This window comes from Acinetobacter rudis (assembly GCF_000829675.1).
GTDB lineage: Bacteria > Pseudomonadota > Gammaproteobacteria > Pseudomonadales > Moraxellaceae > Acinetobacter > Acinetobacter rudis.
In genome coordinates this window covers 28,093-53,811 of the sequence record NZ_BBRX01000023.1, presented here as the reverse complement: position 1 = coordinate 53,811, position 25,719 = coordinate 28,093, and the positions used below count along the sequence as shown (strand labels likewise).

Here is a 25,719-nt window from a genome sequence, read left to right as displayed (position 1 = left end):
TTGGAAATTTTTGTGAAGAATAATACTTATTTGATCACACCATTGTTGGCGTGGTTTGTAGCAGGATGTTTAAAGTTTTTAATTAATTCAATTAGAACAAAAAAAATCGCATTTGCTTTAATTGGTTACGGTGGACTACCCAGTAATCATAGTGCAATCGTTAGCAGTATGGTGGCTTTAATTGCCTTAAATGATGGTATCAATGTCCCTGCTTTCGGCGTGGCATTCACCCTCGCATTTATCGTGCTATTAGATGCAAATAGTTTAAGACAAGCAGTAGGTCAGCATGCGGTCATCATTAATCGATTAACGCAACAAGATCCTGAAGTGAGGGTGCTTCGTGAGCGGATGGGGCATAACAAAATTGAAATTTTGGCAGGGATCATGGTCGGTATCTCGGTTGCTTTTATGATTTATAGTTTTTCTTTGGGTATATAAATGAGATTATCTATAAGTGCTCTTAAACTTCCGATGTTTTTGTTTTCTGTACTCTTGGTGATTGTTTTTATTCATAGTAATAGCTTTAATTTTGATTTTAGAATAGGTGTTGATGAGTATTTATATACTTCATGGCTATTTAACTATGATCATGGTTTTATGCGCAGAGCTTTCCTTGGAGAGGTCATTTCTTTTTTTAATATTGGAAATGATTATAAAACAATTCGATTTATTGCTTTAGTAAATTATCTTATTTTATTTTCCTTATTTTGTTTTTTGTTATTAAAGTCACTAAAAAAAATACAAATAGAAAACTTGTATTTGTATATGGCTTGTATTTTGTGTTTTTCATTTTTAACATCACAGTGGTTATTGGAGTTGGGGAGGTTTGATCAGGTTGTTCAGATATTTAGTCTGATTACTTTAACTGTGATTCTGAAAAGTAAAAATTCAATTTTATCTTTTCTCTGTATTTTTATTTTTATTCTATTTTCTGCTTTAATCCATGAAGCATCATTGATTATATTTATGCCCACTCTAATTTTGATTTTTTATATGGAATTTAGAAGGAAAGGGTTGTTAATATTTTTAATTATTACGCTATTGCTCTCAATTATATTGATTGTGAAATTTGGTCAAATTTCAACAGTGCAATCAAATAAAATTATAGAGTTTTATGAGGGAAATAAAAAACTTAATTTATATGCAGTAAGGACAACGATGCTCAGTGTGTGGGACAATGTTTTATCGAGTTATTATTCATTGCTTGATAATAAAACATATGTACCTATTTTTTTGAGTTTGATATTTGTTTATCCTGTTTTGGATTTTTTTAAACAAGTTTTTTATAAGAAAATAAATATATTCGTTATTTTTTCGGTATCTACTCCTATCATATTGTCGCTGATTGCTTTTGATTATTATCGTTGGATTGCACTGGTTATTTTTAACATCACTGTTGTCATTTTTTACTTAATAAACTCTGAGCAAGTAAACACGACAGATGCTAAGCATTATCTTGAGAGACACAAGAGATTTTTTATTGCATATGCGCTGATTTGCTTAGTGGTGGGTCCATTTGGTGTAGTGAGATTTTTACCCAATATATATAACGTTAATGCTGGTGGTTTATCGACATCACAGCTGCCCACTGAGATTTTACTAAAGCTTAATTTGGAGCCTTCTACGAAGGGTCAACTTTTTACAGTCAACGTAGATAATGCTGGCTGGATTATGGAAACTAATTTCATTCAAGATCAACATATAGAAAAGGCCATGAAATGGTATGAAATAGAGTCAGCACTGGGCAATCCTCAGGCCAAGAATAATTTGGCTTTGATATATACACGAGGTGGTCTAATTCAAATTGACTATAAAAAAGCTTTGGCGTTATTTATGTCCATTGACCCAATAAAATATCCATATGCAAGCAATAATCTAGGCGTGATGTATGCCAATGGTTTTGGTGTTGAAGCGAATGGAAAGTTGGCATTGTCTTATTATCTTCAAGCCGCTAAGCAAGGAGATCCGGCTGCAATGTATAATATTGGAGTAAGCTATCTACGTGGATTAAATGGCTTAGATAAAGACCGAGTTGATGCTCAGCTTTGGTTTAAAAAAGCTGCATCTTTAGGATATAAACCAGCAGTCAATAAAGTGAAAACATAATATTTAAAGCGAGCAAAATGATTTTGCTCGCTTTATGACTTAGGCTTGATAGTCCATTAACTGTTTTAAATCGATACCTGCACCACCACAAACAATGACTAAAACGCGATCGGTCGGTTTAAATTGAATTTTTTGTTGATAAAGCACAGACAAAGACGCACCACAGGCAGGTTCAACCAGTATACGTTGGTCATCTAGAAATGCTAAACAGCTTGTAACGGTGTCTTGGTCAGTTACTTTTAAACTGTGTACATCATGATTTTGGCTCAGTTCAAAAGCCTGCTTACACACTTGTCGGGCTGCTAAAGTTGTAGCTATGCCTGTAACTTGATCTAAGCTGACATGTTGGCCTGCCTGCATGGCAGCATGAAGTGATGCTGTACCTTCGGTTTCTACTGCATAAATTGGAATTGCCAATTGGTGGCGATCCAGACCTTGGATGACCCCTGACAGTAAGCTACCACCACCTACAGAGAGAACGACAGCATCAGGTGTTAGACCTTCTGCAATCACTTCATCAATCAGTTCAGCGACACCATCCCAAAGTAAGGGATCATCAAAAGGATGAATATAAACACTATCAGCATCAACTAAAGATAGTGCCAAGTTGTTAGCTTCCACCCAAGATGCACCATGGACAATCAGGTGCGCCCCTTGTTGTTCAATTAAGTCTCTTGCTTTGGCTGAGGTGGTTTCAGGAACAACAATGGTTGCTTTAAGGTTGAGCATGCGAGCGGCATAGGCCACTGCTATACCCGCGTTCCCGCCAGACGAGCAAATAAAATGTTGAGCACCTTGACGGGCATGACTTTCGCAAGCACGGCCAATACTTCTGAGTTTAAAAGAACCTGTCGGTTGACTCGATTCCATTTTTAACCAAACTTGACATTGATTGAGTTGGCTGAGTTTGCTGCTATAGAGCAGAGGTGTTTGGATACTGAGGGTCATAATGCTGGTGCAGAGGAAAGTAGAGGGTCAAGCAGCATGCCGTAATTATGATTCTTTGGTCAAGTGAAAAAGCTGTGGAATTGAACTTAAAACAATGCCTTACTCAATTGAGTAAGGCATTTCTTTGACTTATTTTTTCTTACGTTTTAAACGCTTTTTCGCATTTTGAGCAGCAAGTGCATCGAGTGCCTCTTTGAGTTCTTCATCAGTAAATGAAGTGATGTGTTGTAACATTTGTAAGGTGGCATCATCCAAAACTAAATTAGCGTACTTAGCAATATTACGGAATTCCTCATCAAAGATTAATCCACCATCTTCATTGGTACTAATATAGCCGCGCTGTGTTAATACTTTCATAAAGCTTTGAAATAATGCTTTATCAAAGAATTCAGGTGAGTTGAATTCATGTAATACCGACAGGCGTTGACCCAGTAAATGACTTAGTTCTTCAACCTGACGTGTAGAGATATTGCCAGGGCCACGTTGAGTAATCAGTGCAAGCATCATGCAATAGCGCTCTAAACTGTGAATCACAGGAGCAGCAAGCACAGCGAGCTGATTGTGATCTTCAGTATTGCGTACTGGGCTGTTGAGTAAACCATCAGCATCGATATCAATCAGTTTGGCTTTAGCCAGTGCTGTAACATATTGATTAATTTGCTCAGGTAATTCTTCATCTTGCCATTTTAAGAAGAGCTCAGCTTTTAAGAATGGATAGAGTGTGCAAATTACATTGATCAGATCTTTTTGAGAGATCTTACCATTGTGCTCAACCAAGGCAGCAATCAGTGACGGCAATATAAATGCATGTAAGATGTTATTACGGAAGTAGGTGAGTAATACTGCTTGACCATCTTCGATCGCAATAATATCACCAAGCACATGCGGAACACGTTTGATTAACTTGAGCTTTAAGCCATAGCGAATAATTTCTTTGCCTGACAATGGCGTCACTTGCATGCGTGCATCATAAGGTAGTGCTTGCAGTAAGTTGCGGTAAGTATCCAGCTGTTTAATGCAAATTTCTTCGTCCAAAGTATGTTTTGGCGTACCCAATAAGATCAACGATAACAGTGATACAGGGTTAATAACTGCTGCACGGTTAATATTTTCTAAGATCGCAACTGCTGAGCTATTTACAACATTTGAGATCTCAGGAGGAATAGGGTCATCGTTGTGCTCGATACGAAAATCTTGAGCATTATGCTGTTTGAGTAAGTCGTTGAGAAAGACTGGTTCGCCAAAGTTGACGTGCACTTTACCAAAGATACGTTCGATTTTACGTAGTGCTTTTACTAAACCAAAAATTGATTCTGCTTCTTTAGGTTTGCCTTGCATTTCACCTACATAGGTTGAGCCTTCCATAAGACGCTCGTAACCAATATAAGTTGGGACAAATACAATCGGCTTGGATTTGTTACCATTTCGTAAATGACTGTGAATGGTCATTGCCAACATACCTGTTTTCGGAGGTAAGAGGCGTCCAGTACGTGAACGGCCACCTTCAATAAAATATTCAAGTGGCGTATTACGTGACAAAATGCTGTATAGATATTCTTTAAATACTGCAGTATAGAGTGCATTACCGCGGAACGAACGACGAATAAAGAACGCGCCACCGCCACGAAGCAACTGTCCTACAAAGGGTAGGTTTAAGTTATCGCCAGCAGCGATGTAAGGCACCATCATTCCACGTCTAAAGATTACATAAGATAATAATAAATAATCAATATGGCTGCGGTGACACGGGGTGTAGACGATTTGATAATCTTTAGCGAGTTCACGCACCATGCTAAAGTTATGTACTTCGACACCATCATAGAGTTGAGTCCAAAGACGAGTCAAAGCCATTTCTGCAAAACGAACTGCTGAATACGAATAGTCAGAAGCAATTTCATTTACAAAACCGATGGCACGACGCTCTGCTTCAATTAAGCTGATTTTTGAACGTACACTTTCTTTGCGGATCGCATCTTGCACTTCTTCAGATTTAATCAAAGAATGCATAACATTACGTCGATCCGATAAATCAGGCCCAAGTACGACTTCACGCTGACGATCTAGATAGCTATTGAGTTGGCTGGTAATACAGGTTGCTGGTGATAGGTTTGGATGTTTTTCTGATGCTTCTGCAATGAGCGCTTGTAAAGACTGTGCAGGATGAAATTCTAAATATGATTGACGGCCGTGTAGACTAATATTCATTAACTGTTTGACTTTACTAGGTGTTGCCCAAGTATCAGTAAATAACAACTTAAATAATGAATCTTCTTTATCCGGTGAACGTCCCCAGAGCACGGTTACAGGTACCAACTCTACGTCACATTCTGGATGCTTTTGTAAAAACTCAATCAGACGCAGTAGGCGAGGTGGATAAGCATAAGGGGGTGGGTTAACAAGATTGGTTTCATCTTGATGTTGTAAAAATAACAAGGCAGTTTTTTCTTGATGTCCAGCAAGTTGAAATGGATCAAGTGCTGCTTGAAGTTTTAAACGACGTGTTTCGCCATCAACGACGAGTGCATTACTACGTGAATGATTTTGTAGTACATAGCAAACGACTTTTTGAATCGGAGCCTGCTCAGCATTTGTTGTTATAGGGGTTTCACTAGGAACTTCGCCCAGTACGTGTGGAGTCACGACGAGATCGAGGAGTTTACTGGAAAGACGGCGATAAATTTGACCAAAACTACTCTTGGACATATGGGCTCCTAGCGAATGATGCAACGAATTCAGTCATTATTAGGCAGTTATTTTTACTAAAATTTAAGCCTTGACCGGGATTCAATGTTGAGTCGGTCATATAAAAAACGTTGAATCTGCGTGGTAAGAAATAAAACTTGCAAGATTATATCAAATAACGATTATGACAATATAGTATGTCAAGAGCAGATTTCGTCAAACAGCTGTTATAGCGCTGTTTCAGTTACATGAAAAAATATGATTCATATAGGTGAGCAAATATCATTGTGACGAATATCTGGAAAAATTGTGCAAAAGCAATTGTAAATGAATGCGTATAATTAAAAAGCGTATTATTGCTAAGTAAGTCAAAAGGACATCAAGACCATATGAGTGATCTAACCCAAGAGCTGATTGAATTATTAACACTTGAAAAACTGGAAGAACATATCTTTCGTGGACAAAGTCGTAATTTGGTGGGTAAACGTGTTTTTGGTGGGCAAGTATTAGGTCAAGCTTTACGTGCAGCCTCTTATACGACTGACCGTCCAGCACATTCAATGCATGCTTATTTCTTATTTGGAGGTGATATTAATGCACCTATCATCTATGAAGTGCAAAAGCTGAGAGATGGTAAGAGCTTTTTAAGCCGTCAAGTCCATGCGATTCAACATGGTCGTATTATCTTTTCAGCCATGATTTCTTTTGCACATCCTGAGGCGGGGCTAGAATATCAAATAGATGCTCCACAGTATCCTGATCCAGAGCAATTGGTTCCAGAGCAAGATCTTAAATCAAATGTGATTGATTTCGTTCCAGAAAACCTACGTCCTGCATTTATGCGTCCACGCCAAGTGGAAATTCGTCCGATTAATGTGGCCAATCCTTTTCAGCCACAGCCAGAGGCACCATCGACAGCGCATTATCTACGAACTTATCAACCTATTCCTGCTGAACTGCAAGACGATGTTAGTTTACATCAAGCTATTGTCGCCTTTTATTCGGATTACACGCTTATGGGCACAGCAATTCGTCCACATGGTTTAAGTTATTTTTCATCGAGTTTGCAATGTGCCAGTATTGATCACGCAATCTACTTCCATAAGCCATTACGTGCAGATGACTGGATGTTGTATGACATGGAAGCCACGATTAGCGCCAGTTCTCGCGGCTTGAATTTTGGACGGATGTGGCAAAATGGTGAGTTGGTGTGTAGTACCACTCAAGAGGGCTTGATGCGTGTACGTGAGATTAATGCACCTTAATTAAAAATTAGGCTGCAATATCTCTGTATTGCAGCCTAAGCTTGATTTGATTCGGGCGTATTTATGCAACTTTTGGCAATGCGCGTTTTGCCGCAGGTGAGCGCTCTAAATAAGCCAAAGCATCTTCAGTTTTTGCCTCATGTACAGGATCATACCAAGGCATCAGATAGCCGAGCTGTTGTGAAACCAACCAAAGCGGATGTGGCAATAAGCGGTTATCTTTTTGCGCAATACGATGCCATTCTAACCAAATCCAAGGTTTATAAATTGCAGGTTTATGTGCTTGAAAGCGTGGATCTTGTTGCAGAATATTGGCTGCACCATCGACCCATAAACCGAGTACTAAAGCAATCACAATCACGCTCTGATAGTAGCGACCAAGATAGCTTCCACCTAAGTGTCGATACAGATCGAAGGCAACACTTCGATGCTCTATTTCTTCTGCACCATGCCATTTAACAAGATCAAGCATATTAGGATCAGCGCCGAGTTCTTCCCAGTATTTATTATAAAGCGCATATTTACCCATTACGCAGGTCATGTGCTCGACAGTTGCAATAATACCGAGTCTAAACAGATCCCATTGCCCTTCAAGGACTTTAGGAAGTTTAGCGCCCATTGGGCGATCAGCCAATATCTTGGTAAACACAAAGTTCATCAGATCAAGATTACGTTGAATATTAATGTGACGTTCTGTTAGATACTCTTTATTTGCTGAACTATGTGCTTGGGCATGCATCGCTTCTTGGCGAATAAAGGCCTGTACATCAGCTTTAAGTTTTTCATCGGTGATCTGTGGCAAAACTTTATTGTAAAGACGACAGAACCAGAACTCACCAGCAGGCAAAATCATATTGATTTCATTGATGAAATAGCTAACAAATGGTTGATTGGGTACCCAGTCAATAGGTGTTTCTTGCCATTCAAATTTTACTTTACGAGGCTTAATGTCATATTGGGTAGAAGAACCCACTTTACGCCTTTTAAATATCGAGAGTATATTCAAGACCATATCCTTATTGTTGTTAGGTGCAAATAACTTGCCTATATTTAGTTTAAAAAGGTGAATGTAAAGCAGCCAATCAATTGGGGACATTCTACTGTCAATAGATGATGTATTTTGTTAGACAATAAAGCTGATACCTCATGGAGATATCAGCTTTATGATGAAAAATAATTTGTTTTAATAGGTTGTGGCTTAAATATTAAATCTCACGACTATGTTGATATGACGTGACTTATTTCTTTTCTAAAAAACAATAAGCAATATACGCGCGGCGCCATACAGTAATTGCACAACCAATATTTAAAATAATGAGTGTAATGAGCATGACATAATCGTGTTGCCAGATATATTGTTCTATCGCGCTGAGTATACACGCGAAGGTTAATAAGGCCATGCGGTGCTGTTTTGCCATCGGTCCAGTAAAGTTTGCAGGAGCGCCAATGGAAACGGCTAGGGTTCTAATATAAGCAGTCAATACAGCCAATAATGCTGCTGACCAAGCTAAAGTATCACCGTATCCTACACAGATTAATGAGTAACCTGCAGCGACAATAATCAATGGGTCAGAGATTCGATCTGGAATATCATTAAATAGTTCACCTGAGGCAGTTGACTTACCTCCTTCAATAGCCACTAAACCATCAAACAAATTACACAGCAGACGCCCTTGTATAAATAATGCTGCGAGGAGATAGAGTGCAACTTGGGTGATACCTGAAAATTGAGGTACAGCAAATAAACATATCGCGGCTAAGGCAGCAAAGAAAATACTGGCAATAGAAATATGGTTGGGGGTAATTGACTTTTGACTTAACCAACGCGCAAAGCGTGTTACAAGGCCGACATCACGAACTTTCAGTGGACGACGATTATCAAGTGAAGAGTCTAGATTGGTTTGTTGAGCATCTGATTGAGAGTTTGGCTTCATTATGTACTTCGCATTTGCTAAAGGTTTTACAGTGCTGGCATTTGTTTATAGAGTTTAATGTTTGTAAAGAACGCAAAGATTAGCGCAACTGTTAATGCTGGAGATATTGTTTTAACAATATCTGGGGTGTGAATAAGTAAATGAACGGTGACTAAACATGAGCCAGTGAACAGTACGGTGATGATTGGAGGGAGGATTAATTTTGTGAAATTGCTTCGATAGAAATTAAACTGTTTCTCAATCAGGAAGGTCATAAATAGAGTAATTAAAAAGCTACAGAGTCCTTGTGCAATACCTGAAATTAATCCTGCTTCAAAGCCCGCCTGCTGATTATTTACATAAAATGACCATGAGCCCCAGAGCACGAGTGCAAAAAAAGCAGACAGAAAATTATAGCGTTGAGTATTTTTAATTGTCTGTTTCATAGGCAAAGGAAATTATATGTGTAAAATATCTGAATATTATGGGATATTTTCCTATATATCAAATCTACGCTGCTGCTGTTGTAGAGCAGTCAATATGAAAAATAGGGAATTGGGTTGTAGCAATGAATAATACACCATCATCTTCTCCAACAGACCCAAGTGATCATGCTATTTCTAAACAACTTGCACGGTTTCTTTCTTTTTGCGTACGACGTGGCGCACGCTCGCTAACGGGAGCACGTAGTTTATGGGTAGGGTGTCAACCTGAGCAAAAACAACGAATTTATTTTGCTAATCATAATAGCCATATTGATTTTATTTTGTTGTGGTCATCTTTACCCAAAGAGATTCGTCAGAAAACTCGACCTGTTGCTGCATCCGATTATTGGTTAAAGGATGGTTTTCGTCGCTTTCTGATTCAGGATACATTTTCGGGAATTACCATTGTACGTAATGCAGCGGGTTCTGCTGACCCATTGGCCGCAATTAAAGAAGCATTGGATCAGGGCGATTCGATTATTTTTTTCCCTGAGGGTACGCGTAATTTAAGTGATGATACTGAGCTTTTAGACTTTAAAAGTGGCTTATATCATCTGAGCTTACAGTATCCGCATGTAGAGTTTGTTCCTGTGTGGATTTCCAACTTAAAACGTGTGATGCCAAAAGGTGTACTGATGCCATTGCCTTTACTTTCTACGGTAATTTTTGGTGAACCACTGCCTCATAATTCAGATTGGAATAAGGCTGAGTTTTTAAGTTTTGCGAAACAGCGCTTATTGGACTTAAAAGGACATGAGTTAAAATAATGCTAAATAATTTTCAACAAACTTACTTACTTTTTGGGATCTTCTCTGTCATTTTGGTGATCGCTTCAAGTATTGGCTTCATATTGAAACGTCGTGCTGGTGATAAAGACTCCCCAGTAATTGATAATCTTAACGCTCGTATAAATGCATGGTGGGTGATGCTCATCGTACTTGCAATCGCTGTATTTATGGGGCAAACCGTCTTTATTATTTTATTTGCGATTATCTCTTTCTTTGCTTTACGTGAGTTTGTTAGCCTCCTACCTACTCGTAGAGGTGATTATTTTCCATTATTAATCGCTTTTTATTTTGTTATTCCCTATCAGTACTACTTGGTCTATAGCAACTGGTATGGCCTTTACTCACTCTTTATTCCACTTTATGTTTTTTTATTGGTCCCAATTGCAAGTTTAAAGGCCGAAGATACGACACACTTTTTGGAGCGTAGTGCCAAAATCCAATGGGGTTTGATGATCAGTGTTTTCTGTATTTCACATGTACCTGCATTGTTTAACTTAAACATTCCAGGTTTTCAGGGTGAGAAAATTTGGTTGGCGATTTGGCTGATTATGGTGGTGCAAACATCTGATGTATTGCAGTATGTATGTGGGAAGTTATTTGGAAAACATAAGGTTGCGCCAAATTTATCACCTTCAAAAACTATAGAAGGCCTACTGGGTGGGATACTTTTGGCAACGGCCTTAGGGGTGGCGATGTCATGGTTAACGCCATTTAGCTATCTTCAGGCTGCTGTTATCGGCTTTATTGTCTGTATCTTTGGCTTTTTCGGTGGCTTAGTGATGTCTGCAATTAAGCGTGATCGTGGCGTAAAAGACTGGGGGAATTTAATTCAGGGACATGGTGGAATGTTAGATCGTATTGATTCTATTTGTTTCTCTGCACCAATTTTCTTCCATATCTTACGTTATTGGTGGAGTTAAGCCCGAAGACATACTCTTGGCTTGAGAGATAAAACTGCACTCAAACTGTGCTTTTAGATGATATATTTTTAAACAGATGCTGCCTTACTTTGGAGAAATGGGAACATTCCCTTGAGTTCTAAAGTAAGGCATTTGAGCAATACTCACCATAAAACGGTACAGCTATGATGTACTGGCTTACTCAATAAATAGATTATTGTTCAGTGCTCTGGTCAGCCTCAGTCTCAGTTTCAACATCATCTTCAGAGATTGTTGGAATTGCATCTAGATCAAATTCAGCTGTTTGTTCCAAGGTATAATTCAAACGTCCTGCCATTACACTAGCAAGCTCTTCTAAGCCTTGTCTGTTTAAGGATGAGAACAGTTGAATAGAGAACTGAAGTTTCATCTTTTTCAATTGTTGTTGTACATCAAGAAGCGCTTTGCTTGCTGGACCACGATTGAGCTTATCTGATTTGGTCAGTAAAACATGTACAAACAGTTTACGTGAGTAGGCCCACTCTAACATCATCACATCAAAGTGTTGTAGTGGATGACGAATATCCATTAACAGCACCAGACCTTGTAGGCTTTTACGGTGGATAAGATAGTTTTCTAATTCTTTTTGCCAAACAATTTTCATTGCTTCTGGAACCGCAGCATAGCCATAACCAGGAAGGTCAACTAAGCGTTGGTCTGGGTTGCCTAAGCTAAAGAAGTTGATCATTTGAGTACGACCAGGTCTCTTAGAGGCACGTGCTAGCTGTTTTTGATTGGTGAGTGCATTGATTGCACTGGACTTACCTGCATTAGAACGACCGGCAAAAGCAATCTCATATCCAGTGTCTTCAACACAAAGATTAAGTTTAGGGGCACTCATTAAGAATTCAGCTTGGCGTAACCAGTTCAGCGAAGCTGTTGAATATTCTGAAATCGCAGGGTCGGCTTTTTTCTCATAGCTAATTTTTGTCTTTGGCGTGTTCGAGACCCGACTATTTCTAGATTTTCCACTATTGCGATGCATAGCACTCAACTTTTCAACATAAACAATTATTGCTTATTATAAAGGATGCGAGGCATTCAGGCGAATTAAACCTGTAATGGTCAAGAAAAATCATAGTGTAATAAAACTAATGGGTGAGTTTTCCTGATCTTCAGGACTCATATTGAGTACTTGGCCTAGACTATATTGTTCAAGTGAAAGATAAAATTGTTCTAAGGCCTGATTTAAAATACCTTTTAATTGGCAGTTTGGGCGCAATACACAGGGTGGGTTATTGCATTCAACGATTTGCTGGTCGCCTTGTAAGGTGCGAACAATCTCACCCAGTTTTAATTCTAAGGTTGCATTGTTGAGATACATGCCACCACCTTTTCCACGAATGGTTGTGATCCACTCACGTTTCGACATGAAATGTACGATTTTAACTAAATGATTTTGTGAAACTTCTAGGTTCTTGGCTAATTCTGCAATGGTATAAGGCGTATCTCTGGGTTTGGAGATGTAGACCAATATTCGCAAAGCATAATCAGTAAACTTGTTAAGTTGCATGAGATTGCATCATTTTATCTGGGCAAGATGTGGTGATCATAACGTGATTAGGCAAAGAAAGGAATGAATTGATCGCCTGTGAAGGGGGCGGGGATTTTTTAGTTTTAGTTATTTTAATCGCTTGATGTTCAACAGAGCACCTTATGGATAAATTGTGGGTCCATAAGGTGCTAGCAGAGAACTTATTTGCTTAGTGGTGCACTGAGTTCAACTCGATCACCTACAGCATAGTGATCAAGTAAAATGTTTGAGACTGAAAATTCAGTACGATTTTCTTCTGGTTTAACCAAAAATTGATAAGTTTGGTCTTGGTCATTGCTCAACACAAATTGGTGTGGTTGATGCAAGTCATGACCCGGAACTTTAACTTTTACTGAAATAAATTGACCGGCAACTGCTGGAATTGTCGCTTGTTGATCAGATGCTTTCACTGTAAAGAGTTGCCCAGCATCACTGTTCTCGATGTTGGCAATTTCAAAGCCTCTCCAGCCAGCCCAACCCCCTTCTTTAGCTGCAAGTGCTTGGTATTTCTGTTTTTCTACACCAATTAAAATATCAGCAAGTTGTAAGTAAGCTTGTTTCCATGCTTCGATTAAATCTGATTCAAATGGTACGTCCAGAACTTCACTGATTGAATGGAGTAAGTTTTCACCAACAATTGAGTATTGATCTGGTTGAATATCTAGACTGACGTGTTTGGTCGTCATTCGTTCAACTGCTTTTGCTAAAGCTGCTGGGTTTTCAATGTGTTCAGCATAAGCCAATACAGCAGCGGCAAGAGCACGAGGTTGACGACCAGACGTTTGGCTATCCATGTTAAATACATTTTTTAGATCAGGGTTGTTGGAAAGCATGCGCTTATAGAAATAACTGGTTAATGTAACACCGTTTTCACGTAAAACAGGGACAGTACTTTTTACAAGTTCAATTTGCTGTGGAGTCATGGTCATGGCTAGAACTGCTATGTTTGTTATAAGATGTATTTAAAATACATTTTAAAGAGTGGCTTGTAAATAGCTAGGTTAAAAAAATACTTAATTATTTTATGGGATTTTTAGAATACCCTTTTTTATGCACTATGTGGATATATTTTTAGCTGGAAGAAAAGTCAATTGAGTTGATCTTACTTACTGTATGTTTTGCTTTTATGACCTGAGTATACATGTAAGTAAGATTCTGAAATATTTAAATTAAAAATAGTGAAGATATGCTTTTAACGTTTTCCAAATAATGAGCCTAAAATGCCACGAACGAGTTTTTGACCACTACTTCCACCAAGACTGCGCGCTGCACTTTTGGCAAAAGTGCCTACGATATCTTGCGTCATTTTTGCTCGCTCTCGTGCTTGACGTTCGACTTCTTTTTGTTGTTCTTTAAGTAGACGCTCTTGCTCCTTGGCCTGTTGGCGTTCGAGTACTTCTTGTTGCTTCGCATTTTGCTTGGCTAACAGTTCATCTTGTTTTGCTTGGGCAGTAGCTTCGGCTTCTCGCTGTCTTTGCTCGGTATTTTCGATCACCTTGCGTTGCAGCATTTCATAAGCACTGTCACGATCTACCGCCTGTTCATATACACCAGCCACCAGGCTTTGTTGCATCAATGCCTGACGTTCTGCAGATGATATTGCATCAAAAGAAGAGTAGGGTGGCATGATTAAGGCGCGTTCTACAATTTGCGGTGTGCCTTTTTCATCTAAGCAGCTGATTAAAGCCTCACCAATTGCTAATTCAGTAATTGCTGCATCAACTTTAAACTCGGGATTGGCGCGAAATGTATCTGCTGCAGTTTTTACTGCCTTTTGATCTTTAGGTGTAAATGCGCGTAAAGCATGTTGAACTCGATTACCGAGTTGCCCTAGAACGTCTTCTGGAATATCTAGAGGACTTTGTGAGATAAAGTAAATTCCTACACCTTTAGATCGAATCAAACGAACCACTTGTTGGATTTTCTCTTGCAATGTTGGGCTGGCATTATTAAAAAGTAAATGTGCTTCATCAAAGAAAAACACCAATTTAGGTTTATCTAAATCGCCTACTTCTGGAAGTTTTTCAAATAGTTCAGAAAGCATCCAGAGTAAGAATGTGGCGTATAGCTTTGGAGTATTCATCAACTTATCTGCAGCCAGTAGGTTGATATAGCCATGACCATTTGCGTCAGTTTGAATGAAATCTAAAATATCTAAACTGGGTTCACCAAAAAATTGTTCACCGCCTTGATCGCCAAGTGCCAATAAGTTACGTTGAATAGCGCCTAAACTGGCTGGTGATAAATTGCCATATTCAGCTTTAAGTTCACCCGCATTTTCACTGACATAACTCAACATTGCTTTTAGATCTTTAAAGTCGATTAATAGCAGGCCTTGGTCATCAGCCACACGGAAAACTGCGGATAAAACACCTTGTTGTGTGTCATTTAAATTGAGCATTTGTGCAAGTAATAAAGGGCCAACTTCGGTAATGGTGGTACGAATTGGATGCCCTTGCTCACCAAATAGATCCCAAAATGTGACTGGAGAAGCAGCAAAATCGATAGAGGCAATGCCAAGAGATTGAATTCGTGCTTCAAATTTTGGGTTGCTGCTGCCAGCCTTAGCAATACTCGATACATCACCTTTAGCATCAGCTAAAAATACAGGAACGCCTATGCGTGAAAAACTCTCAGCCAATACTTTGAGTGTTACCGTTTTTCCTGTACCTGTTGCACCCGCAATTAGTCCATGGCGATTTGCAAATTGAGCGTATAAAACGACATCTTGTGTTGGATCGGATGATTTTTTTGCGATGGTAATTGCTGTCATCTTTTTTATACCTTTTCATCGTTATTGAGTGGTTGCTATCAATCAGCAGGGCATATGTAGTTTTAAGTTGTAGATCTTTTGTACAGCCTTACATGAAATATAGGACTTGTAAATCATGATTTGGCTGCTAAATTAATTTTTAATGCTTTATTTTTGATTGTGTTAGATCGAATCAATGCCAGCAATAGTGGCATTGATTCGCTTGAGTGTTTACAGGGGATTAGAGTATAGATAGCGCTTGTTCTAGATCGGCTTGCAAGTCTTCTCGCTGCTCCAGTCCGATACAGAAACGGACTAAGATACCTTGTTCAAGATGGTTGTGTGGAAGCTGACGCATGTGTTTGAGTTGATAGAGCATGACAAGGCTGATTGGCCCACCCCAGCTAAAACCAAGTTTAAAGAGTTGCAGTTGATCACAAAAATTACGAACAGCCTGCAGGTCATATTCAGATTTAAAAATAACACTTACTAAACCTGCACTTAAGCCACTTTCACATACCTCTTGCCAATATTGGTAACCGTGACCTTCTGTATCAGCAGGATGAAGAACTTGAGCAAATTGTGGTTGCTGTTTCAGCCATGGCAAGAGTTCAAGCGTGGTTTGCGATTGTTGTTGGTAGCGTAGGCGCATAGAGCAAAGGCTTCGTTGCACTTGAGCAACATCATCACCTGATACAGATACACCTTGTAAGGCATGCATTTGCCATAGTTTGTGATAAAGCGTTTTATCACGAGTCACTACTGAGCCCATTAAGATATCACCCCCACCACTTGGATATTTAGTGAGGGCATGTACAGTTAAATCTACGCTTAGATGTTGTTCAGAGAAGTCAAAAGCGTTAAATGCTAGGCCTGCTCCCCAGGTATTGTCTAAGGCGGTGATAACACCAGCATGTTGGGCTTTTTTGACCAGATTGACCAAGTCAGGAAATTCAAGCGTAACTGAACCTGCTGCCTCTAACCAAAGGAGCTTGGTCTTTGCACTCGGTCGAAAGGTATTTGCATTGGTTGGGTCATAAACTTTCACTTGAATGGCATATTGTTTTTGTAAGTACTGTAGATGCTCCATGTTTGGGCCATAGATATTGTCAGCGACCCAAACTTCATCACCTTTTGCCAGTAAGCAGCTATTAACCAAATTGATTGCAGACAATCCACTTGGTGCAAGCAAGCTATGTAATCCACCCTCAATTTGCGCAATCTGATCGGCTAAAGTGTAAGTTGTTGGCGTGCCGTGTGTACCATAACTATAGTCATAGTCATCCGTCCAATGGCGATTAAATAGGGCATCTGTATTATTAAAAATTATGGTTGATGCACGATACACCGGAGGTTGGATCGAATTAAGTAACTGGGGTGCTTTGCGAGGGGCATGGATTAACGCAGTTTGTGGTAGAAGTTTCACGGACATACTCAACAAAAGTGCAAATACAAAAGGAGGGGATCTTTCAGAGTGATTGCGATTGGTTGAGTTTTGTCGATAACGCAATTCAATTCTGAGTTGTCATCAAATCCTAGTTAAGCAAAATATAATACACAACAAACACAAAGTTTTAATTTGTATATAAAAATAAAAACTCCATAAGTTGGCGCCCTTTTTGCTGTGTAGAACATAAATTAGCATTAAGGTTGTTGGTGATGAAAAAATTACGAGTGCATTATTTTCAGCATATCGCCCAAGAAGGTTTTGGTAGTTGTTATGCGTATTTAAAGGCGATGGGTGCTGAAATTACAGCAACAGAATTTTTTGCCTTACCTCCAGATTTTCCTTTAGATATCGAAGCGTTGCCTAGTGTTGATCAGGTGGATTTGCTGATTATTATGGGCGGCACGATGAGTGTAAATGATGAAGTCAATTATGCTTGGTTGAAGGTGGAAAAGCGTTGGATTCGCCGCTATCTAGCAACAGAAAAAGCAGTGATTGGCCTATGTTTAGGTGGGCAGTTAATTGCCAGTGCATTGGGTGCTACGGTTGAAAAAAATACAATTATTGAACTGGGATGGACTAAGGTTCATGCCACAAAGGAGGTTCCTTCAAGTAGCTTTGCACTGCCAGAAGAATTTGAGGTGATGCAGTGGCATGAAGAGACATTTGCATTGCCGAAAGGGGCGATTAAACTGGCTGGAAATTTAGCATGCGCCAACCAAGCTTATCAAATTGGCCAGCATGTTTTGGCTTTTCAATTTCATCCAGAAATTACACCAACAGCACTGCAATTATTTGTTGAGCATACACAAGATCAGCCCATAACGATGCAAGTGGATTTTGAATACTTACATGCATTGCAAAAGAGTAAATCTGAGAAATTTGTTGAAGGAAATCAAATACTAAAATCTGCAATTGACTATGTCTTAGCCCCGAAGTCTTAAGCCTTTGGGTATTGAATAAAATAAAGAAACACATCACCATAAAAACCAGAGAAAAAGCAGAAATTTGGGTTGCTTAATGCTTAAGCAATCGCTATAATGAGCGACCCCTAAATAGTAGGGGCTAAACAGCGAAGAAAGTTGTTTAGATCGTTACAGTCATGGCATCGATCATGACCTTAGTGATTTTCACTGCCTTTGACACTTACCTATGGGTAAGGTGCGTCAAGGGTGATTCTTTATATATTTGGCTTGGAGTTTACTGGTATGTCTAACCAGAGAATCCGTATCCGTCTTAAGTCTTTTGATCATCGTCTGATTGATCAATCTTCTCAAGAGATCGTAGAAACCGCTAAGCGTACTGGCGCACAAGTGTGTGGTCCAATCCCGATGCCTACTCGCATCGAACGCTTCAACGTTCTAACTTCACCGCATGTAAACAAAGATGCGCGTGATCAGTATGAAATCCGCACTTACAAACGTTTGATCGATATCGTTCAACCTACAGATAAAACTGTTGATGCATTGATGAAATTAGATCTAGCAGCTGGTGTTGATGTTCAGATCGCATTGGGTTAAGGCTTTCGGTTAATTAACACTCTAAGTTAATTAAGCCGCTTTTTAAGAGGTTTACACACATGGCTATTGGTTTAGTCGGTCGTAAGTGCGGTATGACCCGTATCTTCACAGATGCCGGCGTCTCTGTGCCAGTTACAGTGATTGAGGTTGATCCAAACCGTATCACTCAAATCAAAACGCTTGAAACTGATGGTTATCAGGCGATTCAGATTACAACTGGCGAACGTCGCGAATCTCGTGTAACTAACGCTCAAAAAGGTCACTTTGCGAAAGCTGGTGTTGCTGCTGGTCGTTTAGTACAAGAATTCCGTGCAGCTGAAGCTGACCTTGAAGGTCGTGAAGTTGGCGGTACTATCGGTGTTGACTTGTTCACAGTTGGTCAAATTGTTGACGTAACTGGTCAGTCTAAAGGTAAAGGTTTCCAAGGTGGTGTTAAGCGTTGGAATTTCCGTACTCAAGACGCAACACACGGTAACTCAGTTTCTCACCGTGTTTTAGGTTCTACAGGTCAAAACCAGACTCCTGGACGCGTGTTCAAAGGCAAAAAAATGGCTGGTCACTTAGGTGACGAACGCGTAACAGTACAAGGTCTTGAAGTTGTATCTATCGACGCAGAACGTTCAGTTCTAGTTGTTAAAGGTGCGATTCCTGGTGCTACAGGTGGCGACGTTATCGTTCGTCCTACGATCAAGGCCTGAGGGGAAATAACGTGAATTTAAAAACTGTTTCCGGCTCTGCTGTTGAATTGTCAGAAGTTGCATTTGGCCGTGAATTTAATGAAGCGCTTGTACACCAAGTTGTTACAGCTTATTTAGCTGGTGGACGTCAAGGTTCTCGCGCTCAAAAGTCACGTGCAGATGTATCTGGCGGTGGTAAAAAACCATTCCGTCAAAAAGGTACTGGTCGCGCTCGTGCTGGTTCTATTCGTAGCCCAATCTGGGTTGGTGGTGGTAAGACTTTTGCCGCTCGTCCACAAGATTGGTCTCAAAAAGTTAACCGCAAAATGTACCGCGGTGCAATGCAATGTATCTTAGCTGAACTCGTTCGCCAAGATCGTCTTGTATTGGTTGAAGAGTTTGCTGTTGCTGCTCCAAAAACTAAAGAATTGCTTGCAAAACTTAACGACTTGAACGCTACTCGCGCATTGATCGTTACAGATGCTGTTGATGAGAATCTGTACCTTGCGGCACGTAACCTTCCACACGTTGATGTGGTTGATGCGACTGCAATCGATCCTGTTGGTTTGATCGCGTTCGATAAAGTTGTAATGTCTGTTGCTGCTGCTAAGAAAATTGAGGTAGAACTCGGATGAACAACGAACGTATCTATCAAGTCCTACAAGGACCTGTCTTCTCAGAAAAAGCACAAGTGTTAGGTGAAACTGCTGGTGTTCAAGTTTTTAAAGTTGCGCTAGACGCAAACAAACTTGAAATCAAAAAAGCAGTTGAACAACTCTTCGGTGTTGAAGTTGTGAAAGTAAATACAACAATCACTAAAGGTAAGACTAAGCGCTTTGGTCGTACATTAGGACGTCGTTCTGATGTTAAAAAAGCATACGTCACCCTGAAAGCTGGCCAAGATGTTGAAATGGCTGACTTGGGCGATACCGCTGAAAGCGCAGCGGAATAAGGACGAAAATTATGCCGATTCAAAAATGTAAGCCAACGTCTCCAGGACGTCGCTTTGTAGAGAAAGTGGTTCATGACCATCTTCACAAAGGCGCGCCTTATGCACCGTTGGTAGAAGCTAAAAAACGTACTGGTGGCCGTAATAACAATGGTCGCATTACGACTCGTCACGTAGGTGGTGGTCATAAACAGAACTACCGCTTAGTTGACTTCAAACGTAACAAAGATGGCGTTCCAGCTATCGTTGAACGTATCGAATACGATCCTAACCGTACTGCACACATCGCATTGTTGAAGTATGCTGACGGTGAACGTCGTTATATTATTGCACCTAAAGGTTTGCGTGCAGGTGATAAAGTTCAGTCTGGTAACGATGCTCCAATTCGTACCGGTAACTGCTTACCACTACGCAACATGCCTATCGGTTCTACACTTCACAATATCGAATTGAAAATCGGTAAAGGCGCGCAAATTGCACGTTCTGCTGGTACTTCAGTTCAGTTGTTGGGTCGTGACGGTTCTTACGCTATCATCCGTCTTCGTTCTGGTGAAATGCGTAAAGTACACGTTGAATGTCGCGCTGTAATTGGTGAAGTTTCTAACCAAGAAAGCAACTTACGCTCACTTGGTAAAGCAGGTGCTTCACGCTGGCGTGGTGTTCGTCCTACCGTTCGTGGTATGGCGATGAACCCAGTTGACCACCCACATGGTGGTGGTGAAGGGCGTAACAAAGGTATTCAACCTGTAAGCCCATGGGGTCAAAAAGCTAAAGGGTACAAGACACGTACCAACAAGCGTACGACTAAGATGATTATTCGCGACCGTCGCGTTAAGTAACAAGTAAAGGAATCTGACAATGCCTCGTTCTCTGAAAAAAGGCCCATTCGTCGATGCGCACTTGTTCGCTAAGGTTGAAGCGGCTGTAGCAAGTAATTCTCGCAAGCCGATCAAAACTTGGTCGCGTCGTTCGATGATTCTCCCGGATTTTGTTGGTCTAACAATTTCTGTTCATAATGGTCGTAACCATGTTCCGGTAATTGTATCTGAACATATGGTCGGTCATAAACTAGGTGAATTCGCGCCAACTCGTACCTATCGTGGTCACGGTGTTGACAAGAAGTCTAAACGTTAATAGGTGCTATGATGGAAGTAACTGCTAAATTACGCGGTGCCGCTATCTCGGCACAAAAAGCACGTTTGGTTGCAGATCTAATTCGTGGCAAGTCTATTGCTCACGCTTTAAATATCTTGAACTTCAGCAATAAAAAAGCTGCAGTTTTAGTTAAAAAAGCGCTCGAATCTGCAATTGCAAACGCTGAACACAATAACAGTTTAGATGTTGACGACCTTAAAGTGTCTACGATTTACGTTGATGAAGGCATGAGCCTTAAACGTATTATGCCACGTGCTAAAGGCCGTGCAGATCGTATTACTAAGCGTACTTGTCACATCACCGTTAAGGTAGGGGTTTGATATGGGTCAGAAGGTTCATCCAATCGGTATCCGCCTAGGTGTTGTGAAACGTCATAACGCTAACTGGTATGCGAATCCGAAACAATACGCTGAATATTTGCTTAAAGATTTGCAAGTACGTGAGTTTCTAACTAAGAAACTTAAAAGTGCAATGGTAAGCCATATTCTTATCGAACGTCCTACAGGCGCTGCTAAAATTACGATTAGCACTGCTCGTCCAGGTATCGTTATCGGTAAAAAAGGCGAAGATATTGAGAAATTACAGCGCGAACTTACCAAAATTATGGGCGTTCCTGCGCAAGTAAGCATCAACGAAATCGATCGCCCAGACTTAGACGCGCGTCTTGTTGCTGAAGCTATCGCTTCTCAACTTGAGAAACGTGTAATGTTCCGTCGTGCTATGAAGCGTGCGGTTCAAAACACAATGCGTGCTGGTGCTAAAGGTATCAAAGTTGAAGTTTCAGGCCGTTTAGGTGGTGCAGAGATTGCACGTACTGAGTGGTATCGTGAAGGTCGTGTACCTTTACATACACTTCGTGCGGACATCGATTATGCTACTATGCGTGCAGAAACAACTTACGGTACGATTGGCGTTAAAGTTTGGATCTTCCGTGGTGAAATCTTGGGTGGCATGAAACAAGTCATGAACCCAGCGCCAGCTGAAGAACGTCCAGCTAAACGCGGTCGCGGTCGTGGTGAAGGTCAAGAGCGTCGTGGTCGTCGCAATGATCGTTCTGCTGAAAAAGGAGAATAATCCATGTTGCAACCTAAACGTACTAAATTCCGTAAAGTGCAGAAAGGCCGTAACACTGGTCTAGCACATCGTGGCAGTACAGTATCATTTGGTACAATTGCGCTTAAATCAGTTGAACGTGGTCGTATGACTGCGCGTCAAATTGAAGCTGCACGTCGTACCATTAGCCGTCGTGTTAAACGTGGTGGTAAAATCTTTATCCGTGTATTCCCGGACAAACCAATTACTCAAAAGCCTCTTGAAGTGCGTATGGGTAAAGGTAAAGGTAGCGTGGAATACTGGGTTTGCGAAATCAAACCAGGTAAGATCCTGTACGAAATGGAAGGTGTGAACGAAGAATTGGCACGTGAGGCATTTGCGCTTGCTGCTGCTAAGCTTCCGTTTAAAACCACTATCGTGACTCGGACGGTAATGTAATGAAAACTAAAGATCTACGTGAAAAATCGGTAGAAGAGTTGAAAGCTTTGCTTGATGAGCAACAGCTTAACCAATTCCGTCTTCGTATGGCGAAAGCGACTGGTCAATTGGGCAAATCACACGAAGTGCAAGTTGCTCGTAAATCAATTGCTCGTATCAAGACACTCCTTACCGAAAAACAGGGGAACGGACAATGAGTGAAAATGTAGTCCGCACGTTAACCGGCAAAGTCGTAAGCGACAAAATGGACAAGTCTATTGTTGTTCTTATTGAACGCCGCGTTCAACACCCGTTGTATGGCAAATTAATCCGCCGTTCAACTAAATTACACGCTCATGATGAGAACAACACAGCTAAATTAGGCGATGTTGTGACCATTAAAGAAAGCCGCCCAATTTCTAAAACTAAAGCTTGGACTTTGGTGGAAGTAGTTGAAGCAGCTGCTGAGTAATTAGACGTTCTTGTTGCATCATCGGTCAATTTCGAGTACTCTTTGAGCCTTTCGAAATTGCGACCGGTGATGCTCGGTTTTGGAGTAGGGCAATGATTCAAACCGAAAGTATGCTCGACGTAGCAGACAACAGTGGTGCACGCCGCGTACAATGTATCAAAGTACTAGGTGGCTCACATCGTCGTTATGCTTCTGTTGGCGATATTATTAAAGTTACTGTAAAAGAAGCAATTCCACGTGGCCGTGTTAAAAAAGGTGACGTGATGAATGCAGTTGTTGTTCGTACAAAATTTGGCATTCGTCGTCCAGATGGTTCTGTGATCCGTTTCGATGATAACGCTGCAGTTATTTTGAACAATAACAAGGCTCCGATTGCCACTCGTATTTTTGGACCAGTGACTCGTGAACTTCGTACAGAACAGTTCATGAAAATTATTTCACTAGCTCCTGAAGTTCTATAATAGAGGCAATCATGGCTAAGATTAAACAAGGCGATCAAGTGATCGTTATTGCAGGAAAAGAAAAAGGCAAACAGGGTACTGTACTGTCTATTTCTAACGATCGAGTTAAGGTTGAAGGCCTTAACTTGGTAACGAAGCATAAAAAGCCGAATCGTGCGACTGGTACCGAAGGTGGTATCGTTACACAAGAAGCTTCGCTTCATATCTCGAACGTGGCAGTTTTTAATGCTACAACCCAAAAGGCTGATCGTGTTGGTTACCAGATTGATGCTGAAGGCGTGAAAACTCGCGTTTACAAATCAAATGGTGAATCAGTGGCGGCAGCGAAGTAATAGGTTGAAAAGGCAATGGCCAGACTTAGAACACGCTATAACGAAGAACTCAAAGCTCAGTTGAAAGAAACTTTAGCTCTTGAGAATGTAATGCAAATTCCGCGCATCACTAAAATCACTCTAAACATGGGTGTTGGTGCTGCAGCAGCTGATAAGAAATTATTGGATGGCGCATTATCTGATATGCAAGCAATCGCTGGTCAAAAACCAGTGTTGACACTTGCACGCAAATCAATCGCAGGTTTCAAAATCCGTGATGGTTGGCCAATTGGTTGTAAAGTAACTTTACGTGGCGACCAAATGTACGAATTCTTGGACCGTTTGATCTCAATCGCAATCCCTCGTATCCGTGACTTCCGTGGTTTCTCAGCGAAATCATTTGATGGTCGTGGTAACTACTCTATGGGCTTGAAAGAACAAATCGTTTTCCCTGAAATCGATTTCGACAAGATTGATCGTATTCGTGGTATGGATATTACTATCACTACCACTGCTCGCACCGATGACGAAGGCCGTGCGCTTATGCGTGCATTTGGCTTCCCGTTCAAATAAGAGGTCGATATGGCTAAGAAAGGTATGATTAATCGCGAATTGAAACGCGAAAAAACCGTTGCTAAATACGCTGCAAAACGTGCTGAATTAAAAGCAATTATTGCAAACGTAAATGCGAGCGACGAAGAGCGTTTTGAAGCGATGATGAAATTTCAAGCATTGCCACGTAATGCATCTCCAGTACGTCTTCGTAACCGTTGTGGTTTGACTGGTCGTCCTCATGGTTACTTCCGTAAGTTCGGTTTAAGCCGTAACAAATTACGCGATACAGTAATGCAAGGTGATGTACCTGGCGTTGTTAAGGCAAGCTGGTAAGGGGCGACTAGAATGAGTATGCAAGATACCGTTGCCGACATGTTAACACGTGTTCGTAACGCACAAATGGCTAAGAAACAAACAGTTTCTATGCCAAACTCTAAGTTGAAGGTCGCTATTGCGAACGTACTTCAACAAGAAGGTTATATCTCAAATGTAGAAGTTGCTGATCTTGAAGGCAAAGCTACTTTGACGATTACCCTAAAATATTTCGAAGGCAAACCAGTTATTGAAACTGTGAAACGTGTAAGCCGTCCAGGTCTACGTCAGTATCGCGGTAAAAATGAACTGCCAAGCGTTAAGCAAGGCTTAGGTATTGCAATTGTTTCTACAAGCAAAGGCATCATGACTGATCGCGCTGCACGTGCTGCAGGTATCGGTGGTGAAGTTATTGCTTTTGTTTCTTAATAGGTGATTCCTCATGTCTCGTGTGGCTAAAGCCCCAGTAACTGTGCCTAACGGCGTAACAGTTACTCAGAACGGCCGGCAGGTCGAAGTGAAAGGCAGCAAAGGTACTTTGTCTTTCAACCTGCATGCGCTGGTCGAGCTCAAACAGGAAGATGGTACGCTTCAGTTTGCTCCAGCTAAAGAGTCGAAAGACGCTTGGATGCAAGCGGGTACTGCTCGTTCTGTAATCAGCAACCTCGTAAAAGGTGTTAGCGAAGGCTTTGAACGCAAACTACAACTTATTGGTGTAGGTTATAAAGCTGCGATCAAAGGTACAGTTGTACACTTAAACCTTGGTTATTCACATCCAATCGATTACTCACTTCCTGAAGGTGTAACCGCGGAAACTCCAACTGCGACTGAGATCATTCTTAAGTCAGCTAACAAGCAATTGTTAGGTCAGGTTGCTGCAGATATCCGTGCTTACCGTTCACCTGAACCATATAAAGGTAAAGGTGTACGTTATTCGGATGAAGTTGTACTTCGTAAAGAAGCTAAGAAGAAATAAGGC

At 40.6% G+C, this 25,719-nt stretch carries 32 protein-coding genes and 1 pseudogene; 23 read left to right on the top strand and 10 right to left on the bottom strand.

Annotation, left to right across the window (positions count from 1 at the left end):
* Positions 1-12: 12 nt before the first annotated feature.
* Positions 13-438: a divergent PAP2 family protein gene (locus Aru01_RS06385; RefSeq protein ID WP_016654862.1), complete on the top strand. Its 426-nt coding sequence runs from the start codon at positions 13-15 to the stop codon at positions 436-438.
* The gene (locus Aru01_RS06380) at positions 439-2,106 is read left to right on the top strand and encodes a tetratricopeptide repeat protein (protein ID WP_016654863.1); all 1,668 of its coding nucleotides are present in this window, start codon (positions 439-441) and stop codon (positions 2,104-2,106) included.
* Between the two features lie 39 nt (positions 2,107-2,145).
* Here the strand turns inward: Aru01_RS06380 and Aru01_RS06375 are convergent, their stop codons facing one another.
* Both Aru01_RS06375 and plsB read right to left on the bottom strand, forming a co-directional pair.
* Positions 2,146-3,054 carry a pyridoxal-phosphate dependent enzyme gene (locus Aru01_RS06375; RefSeq protein ID WP_016654864.1) on the bottom strand — a complete coding sequence of 303 codons (909 nt, stop codon included), beginning with the start codon at positions 3,052-3,054 and terminating at the stop codon, positions 2,146-2,148.
* Between the two features lie 129 nt (positions 3,055-3,183).
* Positions 3,184-5,757: a glycerol-3-phosphate 1-O-acyltransferase PlsB gene (plsB, locus tag Aru01_RS06370; protein WP_016654865.1), complete on the bottom strand. Its 2,574-nt coding sequence runs from the start codon at positions 5,755-5,757 to the stop codon at positions 3,184-3,186.
* Positions 5,758-6,125: 368 nt separating this feature from the next.
* Here plsB and Aru01_RS06365 point away from each other — a divergent pair, with 368 nt between their 5' ends.
* A complete protein-coding gene (locus Aru01_RS06365; RefSeq protein WP_016654866.1) occupies positions 6,126-7,001 on the top strand; it encodes an acyl-CoA thioesterase in 876 nt (291 codons plus the stop codon).
* A gap of 61 nt (positions 7,002-7,062) precedes the next feature.
* Here Aru01_RS06365 and Aru01_RS06360 read toward each other — a convergent pair whose 3' ends face one another.
* From Aru01_RS06360 to Aru01_RS06350, 3 genes are all read right to left on the bottom strand, one after another.
* Entirely contained in the window at positions 7,063-8,013 is a 951-nt protein-coding gene (locus tag Aru01_RS06360) for a metal-dependent hydrolase (RefSeq protein WP_370736881.1), read from the bottom strand.
* A gap of 226 nt (positions 8,014-8,239) precedes the next feature.
* The gene (locus Aru01_RS06355; RefSeq protein WP_016654868.1) at positions 8,240-8,935 is read right to left on the bottom strand and encodes a CDP-alcohol phosphatidyltransferase family protein; all 696 of its coding nucleotides are present in this window, start codon (positions 8,933-8,935) and stop codon (positions 8,240-8,242) included.
* 26 nt (positions 8,936-8,961) lie between these two features.
* Entirely contained in the window at positions 8,962-9,360 is a 399-nt protein-coding gene (locus Aru01_RS06350) for a hypothetical protein (RefSeq protein ID WP_016654869.1), read from the bottom strand.
* Positions 9,361-9,482: 122 nt separating this feature from the next.
* Here Aru01_RS06350 and Aru01_RS06345 point away from each other — a divergent pair, with 122 nt between their 5' ends.
* On the top strand, positions 9,483-10,166 hold the full coding sequence (locus tag Aru01_RS06345; protein ID WP_016654870.1) for a lysophospholipid acyltransferase family protein: 684 nt from the start codon (positions 9,483-9,485) through the stop codon (positions 10,164-10,166).
* Positions 10,163-11,107 carry a phosphatidate cytidylyltransferase gene (locus Aru01_RS06340; RefSeq protein WP_040330972.1) on the top strand — a complete coding sequence of 315 codons (945 nt, stop codon included), beginning with the start codon at positions 10,163-10,165 and terminating at the stop codon, positions 11,105-11,107. Before Aru01_RS06345 ends, Aru01_RS06340 begins: the two co-directional genes overlap by 4 nt.
* Before the next feature lie 193 nt (positions 11,108-11,300).
* Here the strand turns inward: Aru01_RS06340 and yihA are convergent, their stop codons facing one another.
* The 5 genes from yihA to Aru01_RS06315 form a co-directional block, all read right to left on the bottom strand.
* Positions 11,301-12,110, bottom strand: coding sequence for a ribosome biogenesis GTP-binding protein YihA/YsxC (yihA, locus tag Aru01_RS06335; protein WP_016654872.1), 810 nt, complete (start codon positions 12,108-12,110; stop codon positions 11,301-11,303).
* Positions 12,111-12,200: 90 nt separating this feature from the next.
* Positions 12,201-12,638, bottom strand: a complete 438-nt coding sequence (locus tag Aru01_RS06330; RefSeq protein WP_016654873.1) for an RrF2 family transcriptional regulator — start codon at positions 12,636-12,638, stop codon at positions 12,201-12,203.
* 182 nt (positions 12,639-12,820) lie between these two features.
* Positions 12,821-13,582, bottom strand: coding sequence for a globin domain-containing protein (locus Aru01_RS06325; protein WP_040331029.1), 762 nt, complete (start codon positions 13,580-13,582; stop codon positions 12,821-12,823).
* A gap of 269 nt (positions 13,583-13,851) precedes the next feature.
* On the bottom strand, positions 13,852-15,432 hold the full coding sequence (locus Aru01_RS06320) for a helicase HerA-like domain-containing protein (RefSeq protein ID WP_016654875.1): 1,581 nt from the start codon (positions 15,430-15,432) through the stop codon (positions 13,852-13,854).
* Positions 15,433-15,652: 220 nt separating this feature from the next.
* On the bottom strand, positions 15,653-16,837 hold the full coding sequence (locus Aru01_RS06315) for a PLP-dependent transferase (protein ID WP_040330973.1): 1,185 nt from the start codon (positions 16,835-16,837) through the stop codon (positions 15,653-15,655).
* A gap of 233 nt (positions 16,838-17,070) precedes the next feature.
* Here Aru01_RS06315 and Aru01_RS06310 point away from each other — a divergent pair, with 233 nt between their 5' ends.
* The 18 genes and pseudogenes from Aru01_RS06310 to rplF all read left to right on the top strand — a co-directional run bounded on the left by Aru01_RS06310 (position 17,071) and on the right by rplF (position 25,716).
* Positions 17,071-17,802 (top strand): type 1 glutamine amidotransferase, encoded by a 732-nt coding sequence (locus Aru01_RS06310; protein WP_016654877.1) that lies wholly within the window; start codon positions 17,071-17,073, stop codon positions 17,800-17,802.
* 264 nt (positions 17,803-18,066) lie between these two features.
* Positions 18,067-18,378: a 30S ribosomal protein S10 gene (gene rpsJ / locus Aru01_RS06305; RefSeq protein ID WP_004725677.1), complete on the top strand. Its 312-nt coding sequence runs from the start codon at positions 18,067-18,069 to the stop codon at positions 18,376-18,378.
* 59 nt (positions 18,379-18,437) lie between these two features.
* The gene (gene rplC, locus Aru01_RS06300) at positions 18,438-19,076 is read left to right on the top strand and encodes a 50S ribosomal protein L3 (protein ID WP_016654878.1); all 639 of its coding nucleotides are present in this window, start codon (positions 18,438-18,440) and stop codon (positions 19,074-19,076) included.
* A gap of 11 nt (positions 19,077-19,087) precedes the next feature.
* Positions 19,088-19,690, top strand: coding sequence for a 50S ribosomal protein L4 (gene rplD / locus Aru01_RS06295; protein WP_016654879.1), 603 nt, complete (start codon positions 19,088-19,090; stop codon positions 19,688-19,690).
* Positions 19,687-20,007 carry a 50S ribosomal protein L23 gene (gene rplW / locus Aru01_RS06290; protein WP_016654880.1) on the top strand — a complete coding sequence of 107 codons (321 nt, stop codon included), beginning with the start codon at positions 19,687-19,689 and terminating at the stop codon, positions 20,005-20,007. Before rplD ends, rplW begins: the two co-directional genes overlap by 4 nt.
* Positions 20,008-20,018: 11 nt before the next feature.
* Positions 20,019-20,843, top strand: coding sequence for a 50S ribosomal protein L2 (gene rplB / locus Aru01_RS06285; protein ID WP_016654881.1), 825 nt, complete (start codon positions 20,019-20,021; stop codon positions 20,841-20,843).
* A gap of 19 nt (positions 20,844-20,862) precedes the next feature.
* The gene (rpsS, locus tag Aru01_RS06280; RefSeq protein WP_004869548.1) at positions 20,863-21,138 is read left to right on the top strand and encodes a 30S ribosomal protein S19; all 276 of its coding nucleotides are present in this window, start codon (positions 20,863-20,865) and stop codon (positions 21,136-21,138) included.
* An 11-nt stretch (positions 21,139-21,149) separates the two neighbouring features.
* On the top strand, positions 21,150-21,479 hold the full coding sequence (rplV, locus tag Aru01_RS06275) for a 50S ribosomal protein L22 (RefSeq protein WP_016654882.1): 330 nt from the start codon (positions 21,150-21,152) through the stop codon (positions 21,477-21,479).
* A 1-nt stretch (position 21,480) separates the two neighbouring features.
* Positions 21,481-22,297: pseudogene (gene rpsC / locus Aru01_RS06270) on the top strand (30S ribosomal protein S3).
* Positions 22,237-22,650 carry a 50S ribosomal protein L16 gene (gene rplP / locus Aru01_RS06265; protein ID WP_016654884.1) on the top strand — a complete coding sequence of 138 codons (414 nt, stop codon included), beginning with the start codon at positions 22,237-22,239 and terminating at the stop codon, positions 22,648-22,650. The pseudogene rpsC and the gene rplP overlap by 61 nt, the downstream one beginning before the upstream one ends.
* Positions 22,650-22,847 carry a 50S ribosomal protein L29 gene (gene rpmC, locus Aru01_RS06260; protein ID WP_016654885.1) on the top strand — a complete coding sequence of 66 codons (198 nt, stop codon included), beginning with the start codon at positions 22,650-22,652 and terminating at the stop codon, positions 22,845-22,847. Before rplP ends, rpmC begins: the two co-directional genes overlap by 1 nt.
* Positions 22,844-23,101 (top strand): 30S ribosomal protein S17, encoded by a 258-nt coding sequence (gene rpsQ, locus Aru01_RS06255; protein WP_016654886.1) that lies wholly within the window; start codon positions 22,844-22,846, stop codon positions 23,099-23,101. The genes rpmC and rpsQ overlap by 4 nt, the downstream gene beginning before the upstream one ends.
* Before the next feature lie 92 nt (positions 23,102-23,193).
* Positions 23,194-23,562, top strand: a complete 369-nt coding sequence (rplN, locus tag Aru01_RS06250; RefSeq protein ID WP_004725701.1) for a 50S ribosomal protein L14 — start codon at positions 23,194-23,196, stop codon at positions 23,560-23,562.
* An 11-nt stretch (positions 23,563-23,573) separates the two neighbouring features.
* Positions 23,574-23,894 (top strand): 50S ribosomal protein L24, encoded by a 321-nt coding sequence (gene rplX, locus Aru01_RS06245; protein WP_016654887.1) that lies wholly within the window; start codon positions 23,574-23,576, stop codon positions 23,892-23,894.
* Between the two features lie 15 nt (positions 23,895-23,909).
* Positions 23,910-24,446, top strand: a complete 537-nt coding sequence (gene rplE, locus Aru01_RS06240; RefSeq protein ID WP_016654888.1) for a 50S ribosomal protein L5 — start codon at positions 23,910-23,912, stop codon at positions 24,444-24,446.
* Positions 24,447-24,455: 9 nt separating this feature from the next.
* A complete protein-coding gene (rpsN, locus tag Aru01_RS06235; RefSeq protein WP_016654889.1) occupies positions 24,456-24,761 on the top strand; it encodes a 30S ribosomal protein S14 in 306 nt (101 codons plus the stop codon).
* Positions 24,762-24,773: 12 nt separating this feature from the next.
* Entirely contained in the window at positions 24,774-25,169 is a 396-nt protein-coding gene (rpsH, locus tag Aru01_RS06230; RefSeq protein WP_016654890.1) for a 30S ribosomal protein S8, read from the top strand.
* 13 nt (positions 25,170-25,182) lie between these two features.
* The gene (gene rplF, locus Aru01_RS06225) at positions 25,183-25,716 is read left to right on the top strand and encodes a 50S ribosomal protein L6 (protein ID WP_016654891.1); all 534 of its coding nucleotides are present in this window, start codon (positions 25,183-25,185) and stop codon (positions 25,714-25,716) included.
* Positions 25,717-25,719: the final 3 nt, after the last annotated feature.